The 15,853-nt window shown below is 60.7% G+C and carries 13 protein-coding genes and 1 tRNA gene; 12 read left to right on the top strand and 2 right to left on the bottom strand.

All coding sequences use genetic code 11. The features are described from left to right. Positions 1–28: 28 nt before the first annotated feature. Both leuS and DEH80_RS01165 read left to right on the top strand, forming a co-directional pair. Positions 29–2,596: a leucine--tRNA ligase gene (gene leuS, locus DEH80_RS01170; protein WP_109718633.1), complete on the top strand. Its 2,568-nt coding sequence runs from the start codon at positions 29–31 to the stop codon at positions 2,594–2,596. Beyond that, positions 2,586–3,125 carry an LPS-assembly lipoprotein LptE gene (locus DEH80_RS01165; RefSeq protein WP_165831224.1) on the top strand — a complete coding sequence of 180 codons (540 nt, stop codon included), beginning with the start codon at positions 2,586–2,588 and terminating at the stop codon, positions 3,123–3,125. The genes leuS and DEH80_RS01165 overlap by 11 nt, the downstream gene beginning before the upstream one ends. On the opposite strand, the gene DEH80_RS01160 is transcribed toward DEH80_RS01165, so the two are convergent. After that, positions 3,088–4,305 carry a (Fe-S)-binding protein gene (locus tag DEH80_RS01160; protein ID WP_109718631.1) on the bottom strand — a complete coding sequence of 406 codons (1,218 nt, stop codon included), beginning with the start codon at positions 4,303–4,305 and terminating at the stop codon, positions 3,088–3,090. The two genes, DEH80_RS01165 and DEH80_RS01160, sit on opposite strands and share 38 nt — an antisense overlap. 181 nt (positions 4,306–4,486) lie before the next feature. Between DEH80_RS01160 and DEH80_RS01155 the strand changes: the two genes are divergently transcribed. The 5 genes from DEH80_RS01155 to DEH80_RS01135 all read left to right on the top strand — a co-directional run bounded on the left by DEH80_RS01155 (position 4,487) and on the right by DEH80_RS01135 (position 6,728). Then, entirely contained in the window at positions 4,487–5,209 is a 723-nt protein-coding gene (locus DEH80_RS01155; RefSeq protein ID WP_165831223.1) for a DUF481 domain-containing protein, read from the top strand. Further along, positions 5,206–5,520, top strand: coding sequence for a (2Fe-2S) ferredoxin domain-containing protein (locus DEH80_RS01150; protein ID WP_109718629.1), 315 nt, complete (start codon positions 5,206–5,208; stop codon positions 5,518–5,520). Before DEH80_RS01155 ends, DEH80_RS01150 begins: the two co-directional genes overlap by 4 nt. A gap of 136 nt (positions 5,521–5,656) precedes the next feature. Continuing rightward, entirely contained in the window at positions 5,657–6,085 is a 429-nt protein-coding gene (gene rplM / locus DEH80_RS01145) for a 50S ribosomal protein L13 (RefSeq protein WP_109718628.1), read from the top strand. Positions 6,086–6,088: 3 nt separating this feature from the next. Continuing rightward, positions 6,089–6,481 (top strand): 30S ribosomal protein S9, encoded by a 393-nt coding sequence (gene rpsI, locus DEH80_RS01140; RefSeq protein WP_109718627.1) that lies wholly within the window; start codon positions 6,089–6,091, stop codon positions 6,479–6,481. A gap of 173 nt (positions 6,482–6,654) precedes the next feature. Beyond that, positions 6,655–6,728, top strand: a tRNA-Gln gene (locus tag DEH80_RS01135). A 299-nt stretch (positions 6,729–7,027) separates the two neighbouring features. Here the strand turns inward: DEH80_RS01135 and DEH80_RS01125 are convergent. Continuing rightward, the gene (locus DEH80_RS01125; RefSeq protein WP_109718756.1) at positions 7,028–7,306 is read right to left on the bottom strand and encodes a hypothetical protein; all 279 of its coding nucleotides are present in this window, start codon (positions 7,304–7,306) and stop codon (positions 7,028–7,030) included. Positions 7,307–7,645: 339 nt separating this feature from the next. On the opposite strand from DEH80_RS01125, the gene DEH80_RS01120 reads away from it, so the two are divergent. Genes DEH80_RS01120 through DEH80_RS01100 form a run of 5 tightly spaced genes read left to right on the top strand, consistent with a single transcriptional unit; the run spans position 7,646 to position 15,835 of the window. Next, positions 7,646–8,479 (top strand): ASCH domain-containing protein, encoded by an 834-nt coding sequence (locus tag DEH80_RS01120; RefSeq protein WP_165831222.1) that lies wholly within the window; start codon positions 7,646–7,648, stop codon positions 8,477–8,479. An 18-nt stretch (positions 8,480–8,497) separates the two neighbouring features. Then, positions 8,498–10,429: an anti-phage ZorAB system protein ZorA gene (gene zorA / locus DEH80_RS01115; RefSeq protein WP_109718624.1), complete on the top strand. Its 1,932-nt coding sequence runs from the start codon at positions 8,498–8,500 to the stop codon at positions 10,427–10,429. Continuing rightward, complete coding sequence (locus tag DEH80_RS01110) at positions 10,426–11,166, top strand: OmpA/MotB family protein (RefSeq protein ID WP_109718623.1); 741 nt, start codon at positions 10,426–10,428, stop codon at positions 11,164–11,166. Before zorA ends, DEH80_RS01110 begins: the two co-directional genes overlap by 4 nt. Further along, positions 11,166–12,890, top strand: a complete 1,725-nt coding sequence (locus tag DEH80_RS01105; RefSeq protein ID WP_109718622.1) for an EH signature domain-containing protein — start codon at positions 11,166–11,168, stop codon at positions 12,888–12,890. The genes DEH80_RS01110 and DEH80_RS01105 overlap by 1 nt, the downstream gene beginning before the upstream one ends. Then, positions 12,887–15,835, top strand: coding sequence for a DEAD/DEAH box helicase (locus DEH80_RS01100; RefSeq protein ID WP_165831220.1), 2,949 nt, complete (start codon positions 12,887–12,889; stop codon positions 15,833–15,835). Before DEH80_RS01105 ends, DEH80_RS01100 begins: the two co-directional genes overlap by 4 nt. The last annotated feature ends 18 nt before the right edge of the window (positions 15,836–15,853 follow it).

Genomic DNA, 15,853 nt, shown 5'->3' with positions numbered 1-15,853 from the left:
TCCCGGCGCTAGCCGCGCGTTGTAGCACATGAGCCAGTCGTACGATCCCGCTGCCGTCGAGTCCGCCGCCCAATCCTATTGGCAGGAGCAGGCCACGTTTTCCGTGCAGGAAGACGACACGCGCGAGAAATTCTATTGCCTGTCCATGTTCCCGTATCCCAGCGGGCATCTCCACATGGGCCACGTGCGCAACTACACGCTGGGCGACGTGATCAGCCGCTTCAAGCGCAAGCGCGGCTTTAATGTGCTGCAGCCCATGGGGTGGGATGCCTTTGGGTTGCCGGCCGAGAACGCGGCGATCCAGAACAAGGTGCCGCCCGCCGATTGGACCTACGCCAACATTGACCACATGCGCCAGCAGCTGCAGGGCCTGGGCCTGGCCTACGACTGGCAACGTGAGCTGGCGACCTGCAAGCCGGATTACTACCGCTGGGAGCAATGGCTGTTCACGCAGATGATCGAGCGCGGTCTGGCGTATCGAAAAACCGCCGTGGTCAATTGGGATCCGGTGGATCAAACCGTGCTGGCCAACGAGCAGGTGGTTGATGGTCGGGGCTGGCGTTCGGGTGCGCTGGTCGAACGCCGCGAGATCGAGCAGTGGTTTATTCGCATCACCGATTATGCCGATGAGCTGCTGGACGGCCTGGAGCAGCTGCCCGGCTGGCCGGATGCCGTTAAGACCATGCAGCGCAACTGGATCGGCCGCAGCGTGGGTGTGGAAGTCCAGTTCACGGTGGATGCGGCGGAACAGCCGCTGACCGTGTTCACCACACGGCCGGATACCCTGATGGGGGTGACCTACCTGGCGGTGGCGCCCGAGCATCCGCTGGTGGATCAGGCCATGGCCCAAGGCGATGAAGCCTTGCGCGAATTCGTCCAGAGCTGTCGCAGCTCCACCGTCTCGGAGGCCGTCATCGAGGCGCAGGAGAAGGCCGGTCATGCGCTGGGGATCGATGCCATCCACCCGATTACCGGCGAGCGCGTCCCGGTGTGGGTCGCCAACTTCGTATTGATGAGTTACGGCACCGGCGCGGTGATGAGTGTGCCGGCACATGATCAGCGCGACTGGGAGTTCGCGCGTGCCTACGGCCTGCCGATCAAGCCCGTGATCGATCCGGATCATGGCGAGTCTGATCTGGACGCCGGAGCGATCACCGACAAGGGCACGCTGATCGATTCCGGTCCGTATACCGGGCTGACCTCGGCGGCGGCCTTCGAGCGTATTGCCGACGCGTTGGAGAAGGACGGCAAGGGGCGTCGCCGCATCAACTTCCGTCTGCGCGACTGGGGCGTGTCCCGGCAGCGCTACTGGGGCTGTCCCATTCCGGTCATCCGTGAGGCCGATGGCTCGCTGACGCCGGTCCCCGCGGAAGACCTGCCCGTGGTTTTGCCGGAAGACTTGGCGCCGGATGGCAGCGGCTCTCCGCTCAAGGGGCATGCACCGTTTACCGATGTGATCTCGCCCAAAACCGGGCAGCCCGCCCAGCGCGAGACGGACACCTTCGACACCTTTTTCGAATCGTCCTGGTACTACGCCCGGTTCTGCTGTCCCGGGCTGGACACGGCGATGCTGGATGAGCGCGCCAACCACTGGCTGCCGGTGGATCAGTACATCGGCGGCGTCGAGCACGCGACCATGCATCTGATCTACTCGCGCTTCTTCCACAAGGTGATGCGCGATGTGGGCCTGGTGGACAGCGATGAGCCGTTCAAGCGCTACCTGCCGCAGGGCATGGTGCTGGCCGAGTGTTTTTATCGGGAGTCAGCCGACGGCAAGAAAACCTATTTCGCGCCGGATGAAGTCGAGATCGAACGCGACGACAAGGGGCGGGTGATCCGGGCCGTGGCCACCGCAGATGGTGCTGCGGTCTCGGTCGGTGCGCTGGAGAAAATGTCCAAGTCCAAGCGCAACGGTGTGGATCCACAGTCTGCCATCCAGCAGGCCGGGGCTGACGCCGTGCGGCTGTTCATGATGTTTGCTGCGCCCCCGGATCAGACTCTGGTCTGGTCGGATGCGGGCCTGGAGGGCGCAAGCCGGTTCCTCGGGCGTTACTGGCGGCTGGTGCAGGCCGTGGTGGAGGGGCAGGCGCCCGGCCAAGGCCAGGTGGCGGCTGACGAAGCGCGTCGCAAGTTGCACGAGACCATCGGCAAGGTCACCGACGACATGGACCGCCGACAGTCCTTTAATACCGCCATCGCCGCGATGATGGAGCTGACGAATCTGCTCTACAAGGTGGACGCGCGCGGCGAGGGGGCGGCTGTGTTGCGCGAGGCGGCACTGGCACTGACGCAGATGCTCAACCCCTTTGCGCCGCATATCACCCACGTGTGCTGGCAGATGCTGGGCGAGCCCACGCCGATCGAGGACGCCGCCTGGCCCGAGTGCGACGAGCGCCTGCTGGTGGCGGATTCGGTGACCTTGTCCGTACAGGTGAACGGCAAGATGCGTGCGCGTATCGACGCACCGGCTGATGCCGACGAGGCGCAGCTACAGTCCATCGCGCTGGCCGACGAGAATGTCGCTCGCTTTGTTGATGGCAAGCCCCTGCGCCGCTTTATCGTGGTGCCGGGCAAGCTGGTCAATATTGTTGTCTAGGGGCGCGCTGCTGCTACTCGTCGCCGCGGGCCTGAGTGCCTGCGGCTTTCAGTTGCGGGGCGGTCGTCCGCTGCCGGACGTGCTGCGCAGCGTCTTCATTGAGGTGAATCAGGAGTACCGGACGCTGGAGCCGCCCATTGTGGCGTCATTGCGTTCGGCGCTGCGCGCGCGCGGTGCCGAGGTTCAGCGCAAGGCGCGGGATGCCGAGGCCCGCCTGGTCATCGAGCGACTGGATGAGCACCGTCAGGTGATTTCCGTGGGGTCTGACGGCAAGGCCATCGAATACGAGCTGACCACGACCATCCAATACACGGTCAAGGCCGATGGCCGGACCGTGCTGCCGCATCAGTCCTTGTCGCTATCACGCGATTACAGCTTCAACGCCGACGCCGTGTTGGCCAAAGAGGCCGAGGAGCTGAAGCTGCGCGAGGCCATGCAGGCCGAACTCGCCGAGCTGATGATGCTGCGGCTAGAGGCCTCGCTGATGATGCCTACTTCAGTCGAGATGCCGCGACCGACACCGCATTGATCACCGCCTGATCACGATCGGCCCGGCGTAGTGCGCCGCCGATATGCATGGCGCAGCCGACGTTGGACGTGGCCACGCAGTGGCTGCTCTCGCTGACGCCGGCGACTTTCTTGCTCACCAGGGTGTCGGCCATCTCGGGTTGGGTCACGAAATAGCTGCCTGCAGCGCCGCAGCAGCGGTTGTTCTCGGGCAGGGCGCTGACATGGACGCCCGGTACCCGCTCCAGCAGGCGGATGGCAGCGTCCGAATCCTGCAGGACATTGCGCAGCGTGCAGGGCGTGTGCACCTGCACCTCGACCGGCGCCGTATCCCGGAAGGCGGTGTCGGACCATTCGGCCTGGCTGAGGAAGCTGTCGACGTTTTGCACCTTGCTGGCGAACTGGGCGGCAGCCGGCGCGTCGGTCAGGTGGTCGTACTCGGCCAAGGTGCAGGTGCAGCCACTGGCCGTTCCGACAATGGCGTCGTAATCGCCGGCAAAGGCTTCGAGGTTGCGGTTGACCAGGGTTTGCGCCCGGTCCATCAGGCCGTTGTGGCTGGCCAGCGCCCCGCAGCAGGTCTGGCCGCGCGGGACATCGACCTCGTAACCCAAATGTGTCAGCAGCTTGATCGAATCGCCCAGCGTGCGGCCATCGACCATCCGGGATACGCAACCAAGAAATAGCGCAACGCGACCACGGCGTTCGCCCACGGCGGGGTAGTGACCCACCCAGCCGCGAGGACGTTGCAGCGGCGGTAGCAATGAGGCCAGCCGGCCTAGGCCCTTGTTGCCGAACAACCAACGCGTGAGCTGGACGAGGCCCAGGCGCTGGCCCAGCCAGACGAACCAGCTCGCCAGCTGCAGTCGGCCCATGTTGGTCAGCACGCTGGCCATGGCCTTGTCCAGGCGGGTGCGCTCGGGTTTGCGCTCGGCCATTTCGCCGCGGGCGGCGTCGATCATCCGGCCGTAGGGCACTTCAGCCGGGCACACCGATTCGCAGGCGCGGCAGCTCAGGCAGCCGTCCAGGTGGTCCTCTAACGAATCGGAGACCTGCAGCGTGCCATCCATCAACCCGCGCATCAGGCTGATCCGGCCGCGGGGCGAGTCGCCCTCCTCAGCGGTGACGCCGTAGGTCGGGCAGTGGGGCAGGCATAGACCACACTTGACGCAGAGGTCGGTGTCGTCGAGCAGGCGGTTGGACATGGATGTGTTTGGGGCAGTGCGGGGAGCGTTCGTATAATACAGGCTCGCTTCGCTACATTGAGCCGGTGTTCGCTGCCGGCTCGTCTGGCGGCAGCTCCATCGGTTGGCGTGTTGCGCTGCATCGGTGTTGAGTCGTCGTCATGCTGCGATGACCAACTCATCCTCCCCCGAGACCACCACTATGCTCTATCGCGCCGGTCTGCTGACCTCCGCCCTCGCTTCGTTCGTCTTTGTTGGAACCGCCCAGGCTGCCGTTGGTGGTAAGGCGGAACTGGGTGTGCTGCAAACCAGCGGCAACTCCGACTCGCAGAGCATCAACGCGTCGTTTGCGCTACAGCATGAACTGGGTCGCTGGGAGAACCAGTTCACCGCCACGTTGTTCACCGCGGAGGAAGACGACGAGCAAAATGCCGAGCGGTACGCGTCGACGTTCAAGACCAGCTTCGACTTCACCGAGTTCAATTACATCTTCGCCAACCTGTCCTATGAAAAAGACCTGTTCGGCGGCGTGCGTGAACGCACGACTCAGACGCTGGGTTACGGGCGCCGTTTGCTCAAGACCGACCGTCATACGATGAACCTGGAACTGGGCGCCGGTGCGCGGCAACAAGAGTCCCAGAAGCCGGAGTCGCTGCGAGAGAGTGATGCGATCTTCCGCGGGGCCGTTTTCTACACCTTCGAGTTGAGCGAAACGGCCAAGTTCGAGCAGAAGCTGCTGACCGAGTCCGGTGAGGAGAACACCTACACCGAATCCGTGACCGGCCTGAAGCTGACCATCCTCGGCCCGACCTTTGCGGCGATTACCTACACCGTCAAGAACAATAGCGACGTGCCGGCCGAGCGCGAAGAGACAGACACCTATCTGTCGGTCTCGCTGTCCTATGAATTTGGCGACAACGAATGAGCTACTACAAGCACCACATCTTCTTTTGCTGCAACCAGCGGGATGCCGGCGCCGATCGCCCCTCCTGCCAGGAGCACGATGCCGATCACTTTCGTGACTACGTGAAGCGGCGGATCAAGGAGGAGGGCCTGGCCGGCGCAGGCGAGATTCGCGTCAACAAGGCAGGCTGCCTGGATCGCTGCGAGCTGGGGCCGGTGGCTGTCGTCTACCCGGACGAGACCTGGTACACGTACATCGACGAGTCCGATCTCGATGAGATCATCGAGTCGCACCTGAAGAACGGGCAGCCTGTGGAGCGGCTGAAAATCTAGCCAGGGCGGCCGTTCCGGCGGTGCGTGGAAACTTCCGTCCACAGACGGTTGCGCTACCCGCCGGGCTCGGCTAATATTTCGCGCCCTTTCAGCCGGCGTGTTCGGTTGAAACCCTATTTATTTCCGGATTTGCAGCATGAAAACCTTTTCCGCCAAGCCGGCCGAGGTCAAGCGCGAGTGGTTGATCGTCGACGCCACCGACAAGACCCTGGGACGCCTTGCCAGCGAAATCGCTAATCGGTTGCGCGGCAAGCACAAGGCCATTTACACCCCGCACGTGGACACCGGCGACTATGTGGTCGTGGTCAATGCGGACAAGGTCCGGACGACCGGCAATAAGCTGCTCGGCAAGACCTACTACCGTCACACGGGCTACCCGGGTGGCATCAAGGCCACGACGCTGCAGAAGATGCTGGAAACGCACCCTGAGCGCGTTCTGGAATCGGCAGTGCGCGGCATGATGCCGAAGAACCCGCTGGGCCGTGCGATGTTCAAGAAGCTCAAGGTGTACGCGGGTGCCGAGCATCCTCACACCGCTCAGCAACCGACCGCCCTCGAGTTATAAGTCATGGCAGAAACGCAGAACTACGGCACCGGCCGTCGCAAGACCGCGACCGCACGTGTCTTCATCAAGCCGGGCTCCGGTCAGATCACGATCAACGGCAAGGCCGTCGAAGACTACTTCGGTCGCGAAACCTCGCAGATGGTCGTGCGCCAGCCGCTTGAGGTCACCGAATCCACCGATCGTTTCGACATCAAGGTCACCGTTGCAGGTGGTGGTCCGGGTGGCCAGGCTGGCGCCGTGCGTCACGGCATCACCCGCGCCCTGATCGACTACGACGAAGAAAACCGCAAGCCGCTGCGTGTCGCCGGCCTCGTCACCCGTGACGATCGCCAGGTTGAGCGTAAGAAGGTTGGCCTGCACAAAGCTCGCAAGCGCCCGCAGTTCTCCAAGCGCTAATCCGAGTCAGGCACCTCGTCAGACGGCGCGGGTCCGGGTTGTCGTCCTGCATCTGCAGGCTTCAACCCCAAGCAACCAGGCCGGCCTGACAAGTGCCCTCTCGCTCCATCCGGTCCGCCGGGTTTGGGGCGGGAAAGAGGCGGCGCTACACTAGCCGCCTCAACGATTCACCTTGGGGGATCGTCTAACGGTAGGACTACGGACTCTGACTCCGTCAATCCAGGTTCGAATCCTGGTCCCCCAGCCAATCCATCAAAAAGGCCCGCATCAGCGGGCTTTTTTGATGGATCAGTCGTGGCGGCAAGGCCGAGAACCCCCGGTTCGACCAATTCGCCGGGAGCGAATTGGGACGCTGGCGCAGCGCGCCGGCGGGCCGAAGGCCGAGGCCCATGGATGGGCCGAGCAATCCTGGTCCCTCCAGTCCATCGGGCATAAGGGCCCGCATCAGCGGGCCTTTTTGATGGATCGGTCGCGGCGGCAAGGCCGAGAACCCCCGGTTCGACCCATTCGCCGGGAGCGAATTGGGACGCTGGCGCCTCTCGTATCTCAGTGCCTCGCCAAGTTGGCGGGTGGTGTCGTGGTCGTATCGTCCAGCAACTCCCCGACGCCTTCTTCCCGCATGCAGGCCCAAAATGCATCCAGGGCGTGCTGCTCGCTGGGGAAATGCTCATCCCAGACGAAGGATGAGCCATTCGGGTTGACGACTTCCAGAATCCACAGGCCAGGTTTTTCGCTGTTATAGATCTGCACGTCGAATGTGTGACCTGCGACCTCGATGGATTGCGACAGCGGGGAGGTGATGAGCTCGAATTCTGCGTCGTTCATGGCTTTGTAGTCCTTCGTAACGCTCAGCGTCTGCTGTGGCAGGGTCGGTGGGTAATCCTCTCCGGTCAGCAGCAGCAAATGCCGCTCAGCCTACCGGTTTGGTCTGGCGGCGTCGCCATTCCCATTGCGGTGCTGCCCCGAACGCGTCGGTCGCAGCTGGCGAGGCAACCGTCTGTCAGGTTGAACAGGTCATGTACTATCCGCGAGACGATGTCCGGTTTTTGGGGTGGATCTCGTTACCAGTACTAGGGGGAGTGCTGTTGTTGCTCGACATGGAAGAGATCAGGCCGTTCTGCGGCCGAGATAACAACTAGACATGCCCTCCAAGTTTTCGTTTGCTTGGAGCAAAAATTGGTTACAAAAAAATTGCCTGTACGCGGCCTTGTTATAAAAGAGCCGTACGTTAGCTGGATCCTGAGTGGGGAAAAGACATGGGAGATGCGCAGTTCGCATACCCGTGTTCGGGGAGAGATTGCCCTGATTCGACAGGGATCCGGGCTCGTCGTGGGGACAGCGCGACTGGTCGACTCGATCGGACCTCTGTCAGATTCCGACATGCGGGGCAGTCAGTCATTCCATCGGATGACGGACGAATCCATCGAAGACCCTTCGAAGCGAAAATGGCGCCACGCTTGGGTTCTCAGGGACGCGCAAGCGTTCCACCAACCAGTCTCTTACTCGCATCCCAAAGGGGCCGTCACCTGGGTGCAATTGGGTGGAGGAGAGGAGGCATCGCCTTCGGTTTCCCCGGCGCATTTGTTACCCGCGCAAATTTCTACGCGTTCCGTCGAGCCGCTGGCGGACCAAGTTCCCTTGCTGAACTCGATCGAATCTGTCTTGTCGAGCGCGAACTACTTCAAGGTGCGTGAAACCAAGAAGAAATCCTTCTGGGTACACAAGCTGCTTGATGCCGGGGTGTTCATTGACAAGGTGGATGCCGGACGCGATCGAATTTCGGTTATCACACACCCGGATACGCCGCTTTCATCACTGTATGGCATGGCCGGTGTCGAAATCCCTGTGCCGGGAACCTTCTATCACAGCAGCAACATGAGGGAGTTCCCCAAGCGAATGCACAGGGGAGCTAACCCGATCCCGCACGGACACAAGATTCGCGTGGAAAACCTTTCCTCTCTCCGAGCCGCGCTTGACGCCATGCTCGTCCCTGCCTGACCGCAGCCGTATAGCACTATGCAAGAACAGCACTTTAGTTTGACCAGCTTCGTACCGGACGTCTCCCTGCTCTTCTCGTCCGGGGACCCGAAACAGCTCACTGCGATCACGTTCGTCGTCATTGCCGGTTTGCTGCTCTACTTCCTCATTAAGCTGTTGCGGGAGTTCCATATCGCCAAGCGGCGCACTGCGCACGTTGCGGCGCTGGTAGAAGGTGTGGACAAGGCCCAGCTCCCAACCGTGTACCGAGAGCTACGAGCACGTGCCCGCGAACGTTCTGAGACCGTAGGTGATCTCTGGAATGAATTTCATGAATCGCTTGTCTACTCCGAGCGAGACGACCGTGTCTACAACACGTTAGACGCGGGACATTTTTTTAACCCGTACTCCTTGGCGCGAGGTCTCACAGATAACCGCCAGCTCGCAGCAGTCCCCGGCTTCCTGACGGCAATCGGCGTGATCGGCACGTTTGCGGGTTTGCAGATGGGGTTGTCCGGTCTCGACCTTTCATCTGGAGATGTCCAGGTTCTGATTGATGGAATCAAGGGCATGATTCAGGGTGCGTCGGTCGCATTCATCTCCTCGTTGTGGGGTGTGCTGGCGAGCGTGCTTTTCAACGCGATGGAGAAGTCCGCTGAGCGCCAGGTCCGCTCACGGATCGCAGATCTACAGAATCGGCTGGATTATCTATTTCCGCGGATTACCGCCGAGCACTCGCTTCGTGAGATCCAAGAGCAGTCAGCTCAAAGCACGGAGGCGCTGCAGGGTCTGGCAGAGCGGATTGGGGACAAGATGCAAGAGGCGCTGGTGCAGTCCAGTCAGGCGATCCGCAGTGGGCTTGAGGAATCGCTCGAGAGGATTCTCGCACCGGCCTTAGCCAAGCTTGCCGAAAATGCGGAGGATAATTCTCGTGCGATGCTGGAGCGGCTTACCGACACATTTCTTGATCGGGTGGGCTCGCAGGCTGATGCGCAGCGCGATGCATTGGCTGGCGCGTCGAACAGTATCAATCAGGCGATCGAATCTCTCGCAGACAACTTGAAGACATCCGGTCAGGCACAGCAGGAACGCGAAGAGAGGATGTCGGGCAAGATGGACGAACTGTTGGGTCGCGTGGTCGGCGAATTCGAGCGACAGGTCGGTAGCATGGGCACCGTGGAGGCAGACCGGGCCCGCCGCATGCAGGAGCAGCTAAAGGCTTCAGAAGAAGCGCGCCAACAGCACGAGGCACGGATGTCCAGTGAGGTGACAGGCCTGCTTCAGAATGTCGTCAGTACTTTTGGCCAACAGGCTGAGGCAATTGGCGCTGCAGATGCGCAGCGAACGCAGAAGCTCACCGAACAACTGGAAGCGCTGGGTGGCGTGTCAGAGCGCCTTGCTGATCTCAAGACCAGCTTTGGCGAGCTGGTCGATGCACATCGGGCGACAATCGACGCGAACCGAAAGAACACGGTCGCGATGGCGGAAACAACACGCCAGTTCGATGCGTTTGCAAAAAATATTGATCAAGCCACAACAAAGCTGGCGTCGGGTGTCGACGGTGCGCTTGAGTCCGCCGGCCAGGTCTCGAATGCAGCCCAGCAAACCGTGCTTCAAGCGCAACAATTGCTGGAGCAGGGCGGGCAACTGAGTTCACGGCTCAATGAAGTCATCACAGAAGTTCGCGAGATTTCCAAGTACTCCAATGGCGGGCTCGAGACCGTCGAGCAATACCTGCGTCAATCTCAAGAGCACCTGAAGGAACATGTCGCCGAACTGAAGGAATCCGTTCAGAGCCTCCTGGATGAGTACGCAGATCGGGTCAAGAGTCAGACGGTCGAGCGACTGAGCACCTGGAACGAGCAAACCGAGCAGTTCACGCGCTCTATGGTGGATTCAGTCAAGCTGATTCAAGACGTGATTGACGAGATGGAAGCCAAGGGGCGGCCCGCGGCGAACGCGTACCGATGAGCCTCGGTACCCGCACTGTCCAGCACATCTCGAAGCCTGATGAGGAGAATCCCTATTGGATATCTTTCTCCGACATCATGGCCGGGCTACTCATCATTTTTGTGCTCGCGTCATTGGTGCTGATCTACGAACTCACCAAGACCAAAGTGCAGGTCAACGAAGCAATCCTTGAATTGGCCAAAGCGGAAGAGGTGCGTCGCCAAATCGTGCTGGAAGTGAAAGATGAGTTGGCCACCCGAGGTATCGATGTTGAGGTCAGTGATAACCACACCGTTATTCGTATTCCAGAAACGACGTTGGCGTTTGACAGTAACCGCCACGACATCCCCTCACAGCCGTCTACGCAGGAAAGCGTGGCCTATATCGGTGAGGTTCTATACAACACGATTGAAAAAGAGCAGCGCTGGTCGTATCTCGACACGATCTTCGTAGAAGGGCACACGGACATACTACCGTCGCCGCTCGAGATGGGTAATTGGGGCTTGTCCACGTTCCGGGCGATTTCAGTCTGGAACTTTTGGGCAGAGTCGCAGACCGAGGATGAGCAGCTAGCCACAATCAGGAACCACGCCGGTGAGCCGTTGTTCTCTGTCAGTGGCTATGGCGAAACGCGGCCGATCACTGCGTCGCAGGGCACACGCGAGGAGAGAAAGCAAAACCGTAGAATTGATCTGCGAATCACCGTGAAAAAACCCGCGGTGAAGGATTTTGAGGCGCTCAGAGAGATGCTTCAGTAATGGCGCTGTCTCTGCAACTTGGCGAGTTCTCACTTCCGGATTGGCGGCCGGCTGAGCTTAGTTGGATCCGGGCTCGGCATGCGTCTTTAGGCGCAGTGGCGAGTCGGGCAGAGAAGCCGAGCTCCCGCTTCAATTTAAAATCGATTGAGTTGCAACGAGCGGCTCAACGCGGCGGTGTGGCAGCCGTGATGCCCCTGCTGACGGACCGGCTCGCGATTAGGGTCTGCGCAAATCTGTGGGCGGACGTCGATTCACCCAACTTCCGACAAAATTGTCCTCCAACGCAGGAGTTGCTCGATCAGTTCGAGACAGTGGGTCTGCCGCTGTCTTCGCTCACATTGGCGGCGCTCCTGCGAGCCTACTTCGACCATTTCGATCGCTTGTTCCAAGGCGATATGTTGAAGCACGGTCAGACATTTCTTCGTCGTCACCTGAACGCCCGACGGGCAGGGCAATCGGGCAGCGATCTCGACAAAGTCCGAAGCGCTCAGGACTGGCTATTCTCCGAATCGGCAATCCAGGCAACGGTCTCAAGCACGCGCCAACGTTACTCCGATCTCGAAGAAGCATGGCGCGCTTGGGGTCTGCGTGCGTATCGCGCAGGCCGGTTTGCTCAGCGATGCCAGGCCATTTTCTATATCGAGCATCTCGAACAAATCGACGTCGGTGCCGACACAGCTGTGTTCGCTGAGGTTACCCAAAAGTCGGTGGCACGCCTGCCCTATGGCGAAGGGAAAACAATTGGTGTCAAAGTCCTGGAGGTGCTGATCGACCGCAGTGCAGACAGCCAGCTTTCAGACGCCTGGCGTGAGGCCATCCTGGAGATCGCCGGCGATCCGCGGTTGCCTCCGTCAGCACCCAGCTATCAGCGTTGGTGGGATCCAGTTGGCCCAGAGCGCGTTCGGCGCATGCAGGGCTGGATGTCGCAACTGGATATCGGCCTGTTTCTCGAAGTGCTGGAAGAGGTTGGAAAGCAGAGCAGCAACGCTGAGCTGCAGCGTATGTTCCCTGCGAGGAAGCAGCTCTTGACAGCAATTCTTGAGACCGGGGCGGTTGTTAACTCGCGCCTCTTCCTCTCAAGAGAAGCACTTTCCTACGTGAAGAGACAGTACCCGGAGCGTCAGCTGAATGTTTTTGGAAGGCTATCTGACGCGTCCAAATCCGTGATCTACATGCAGGTCGGGTCGGTGCATCTGGTTGAGGGTACGCATAGCTTCCGTATTTACATTTATCCGTCGCTGCCGGCAGATTGCATCGTGTTTCAGCATGATAAACACCCGATTAACCCTCTCGATCTAGGCCCAGATCTAGAACGCTCCCTCTACGATCCTGGTACTCCCAAGTCTCAGTATCGGCATTTTGCCTCCACGCACTACACCAATCTGAAATGGGTGTATGAGGCTATTCGAGTGCTTCGCAATGCAGGTGTGCGGGTCGATGAGACACAAGTGCTTTCTGCTTCTCAGCTCGCCCGGTTCCGGCGAGAAACCACAGCACCCTCCGCGCAGCCTAAAAGACGTATGCAAACACCGAAGGCGCCATTTCGAGACGACGGCAACACGATCGTCAGTATCCGCCAAACCTTGGAGGCGGCTGCGTCGCCGCTCTATGCAACGGAGATTTCCGAGAAGACGGGGATCCGAATCGTGAAAGTCGAACGCGCAATGTTCTCGCGCCCGGATCTATTCAAGCGGAATCTCGCGAATAAATGGAGACTCAAATGAGTCCGGCTCCCGTGCACAAACCAAAGCGATCCTGGATTCAACGCATTCTTGGGCAGAGTCGCAAAGAGGATGCTCGGTTCGCGCTGGAGCTTACGGGTGAGGGCGCAGAGTTCGCGGCTCCGCATGCCAACGCCAGCTCTGACCTGCTCTCCTACCAGCGGGCGCTTTTGGAGCAGATGGAGGAAGAAGGCCTCGCCGAAGCCATCCCCGCGGGGTATTTCGTCGCGGCCCCTGAGCTCTCGAGGTTGGGCGATGATGAGGCGCGCTTGCTGGCCCTGCCTGTGCCGCTTGAGGGCAAGCTTGAGTTATCGGTCACCGGCCGGACGACGCAGCATGCATTCCAGGTGAAGGGGCAGCTGTGTTTGCCTGACGGTGATCGTCTGCCATTGCCGCCGCCATACGGTGTCGTGATTCATATCCCCGGTCTGGGCGACCGGCTGCTGCGCGGTCCATGGTATGACGCGGCACGTGCGCTGGACGATCACGCCAGGCTTGAGTCCGCGCAGCGCACAGAGCCTCGTAATCTGGCGTTGGTTGCCAGTTTGCAGAGCGCGGAGCGCAATGGTTTGCCGATCGACCTTCGGCACTTCCGAGAACTGGAAGTCGTCGTACCCGACAAACCTAGTGTAGCCGTCACCAAGATGCGCGATGGTTCGCTGCGCGTGTCACCAAATTTCGGTGAAGGCATTGCAGTCGATGACGTCGATTTGCGGCTTGGCCAATTGGAAGGAGAGGACGGGAACAGCCTCCGGGTGCGCGACAAGATTGTCCTGCTCGATGGTGAGCGCCGGGCTGCGGTCAAGGAGGTCATGCAGCGGCACCACATCCCAGCAGCCGAGGCCAAACAGTTTCTGGAGACACCGAGCGCATTTCTCGATCCGGGCCTGATCGACCTAGAAACGGGTTTTGCCGTGCGGGTTGAGGGGGTCACCGTCTTCCAGCATATCCCGAGTGCCGAGTTTGGTGGCTCCGGGACGGATTGGTTCGAGGCCGCTGCCAACGCCTGCTCGCCGGAGGTCATTGTCAACTTGATCAGTTCCTTCGAGGAGCTCAGCGAGTTCGAGTGCAACCTGCAAGAGGCCCGGCAGTCTGGCGCAGCCTATGCTCGGTGTCGCGAGCAGTCCATCGATATCTCCGAGCCCGAGGCCGTTGATCAAGCGCTTGACAAAGTTCGAGATCGCCTGGTGAGCGAGCCTTCTGGTGCGGGTGGCGATAAGCCCAAGAAGGAGCGCGCGACCTTCGAGCTGAAGGAAGCCCTCGAAGGCGTTGATGGCAAGCCTGCTGATACGGCCGGCCCAATCGATATTGACTACAGCGCGTACAAGCGCACGCCGTTCACCCACCAGCGAGAGGGGATCGAATGGATGCTGCGCCTGTCGGCGGCTTCGCTCAGGCCGGAGACTCGAGAGCAGGGCCCGCAGGGCGGCTTGTTGGCCGATGACATGGGCCTCGGCAAAACGTATATGGCCATCGTGGCTGTCGATCAGTATCTACAACGCATGCGCGAGGTCGGAGAGACCGAAAAGCCCGTGCTGGTCGTAGCCCCGTTATCGCTGCTGCAAAACTGGGCGGACGAGGTTGAGAAAACGGTTGCCCAGTCGCCATTTGATGACGTCGTCATCCTTCAGGCTGATCGCGACCTGAATCGCTTCCGGCTCGAAGGCCAGGCGCGCGAGACGCACCAGGACCTGGAGGATGGCCAGCTGCTGGACGAAAGCAGCGTGCGTTACGCCTTGCGGGTCGGAAAGACCTACCCTGATTCGGTGCGGCTGGATCGTCCGCGCCGCCTGGTGCTCACCAGCTACGACACGTTGCGCAACTATCAATTTTCGCTGGGTCGGATCGACTGGAGTTGGGTGATTTTCGATGAGGCGCAGAACGTCAAGAACCCCAACACGCTCCAAACAAGGGCCGCGGCCGCGCTACGCGCCCAGTTCAAGTTACTGGCGACGGGCACGCCGGTTGAGAATCGCCTCAGCGAGTTCTGGTGCATCATGGATATTGCCCAGCCTGGCCTGCTAGGCACCTGGAGCGAGTTCAAAGACAGCTACGTCAGCCCGGCGGAGTCCGACCCGGTGGGTGTGGGACGACAGCTTCACAGTGATGTCGGCCGATTCATGCTGCGCCGTGTGAAGGAGGATGTGCTCGATGGCCTGCCGCCCAAGACCATCCTACGCGGGGCTCGCATGCCTACCGATGATGAAGATGCCTCATTTCGTCAGTTTCTTCGGGCACCGATGACCGATGTGCAAATTCGGCATTACGACCAGGCCCTGTCCGACCTCCACGCCCTCAAAGAGGCCAATCAGGGCAACGCCGGTGCCCTCAAGGCGCTGCATCGCCTGCGTCAGGTCTCGCTGCACCCGGCACTGCTGGACAAGGCCACCGACACGCAGTCGCCCCAGCAGTGGGCCGCTGAATCCGGCAAGGTCATGGCCATTCGGCCTATCTTGGAGCAGATTCGCGCGGCCAATGAGAAGGTGTTGATCTTTGCGATCTACAAGACGCTGCAGCGCCACCTCAAGGTTTGGTTAGAGGCTGAGTTTGGAGTGCCTGTCAGCATCGTCAATGGCGAGACCAAAACTCGGGCATCGGGTCACTCACCCAGCCGTTTGCAGATCATCGACCGTTTTCAGCAGACGCCGGGCTTTGCCATCCTCATCATGTCGCCGGTTGCGGCCGGCGTGGGGCTCACGGTGACTGAGGCCAACCATGTCATTCATCTCGAGCGGCATTGGAACCCGGCCAAGGAGGCCCAGGCCACCGACCGTGTGTACCGCATCGGCCAGCAGCGGCCCGTGCAGGTGTACCTACCGGCATCAGCGCACCCACAATTCACCAGCTTCGACGACAAGCTGGACCAACTGCTCAAGTCCAAGGAATCGATCAAGGACGCCGTGATCTCTCCGGCCCTGGATGAATCCGCGGTTCTGAGCACCCTGTAAGACGAGACCCGTTCACAC

It is taken from the genome of Abyssibacter profundi (assembly GCF_003151135.1).
Lineage (GTDB): Bacteria > Pseudomonadota > Gammaproteobacteria > Nevskiales > OUC007 > Abyssibacter > Abyssibacter profundi.
The sequence above is the reverse complement of the archived record's forward strand: the minus strand, read 5'-3'. Positions and strand labels throughout refer to the sequence as shown.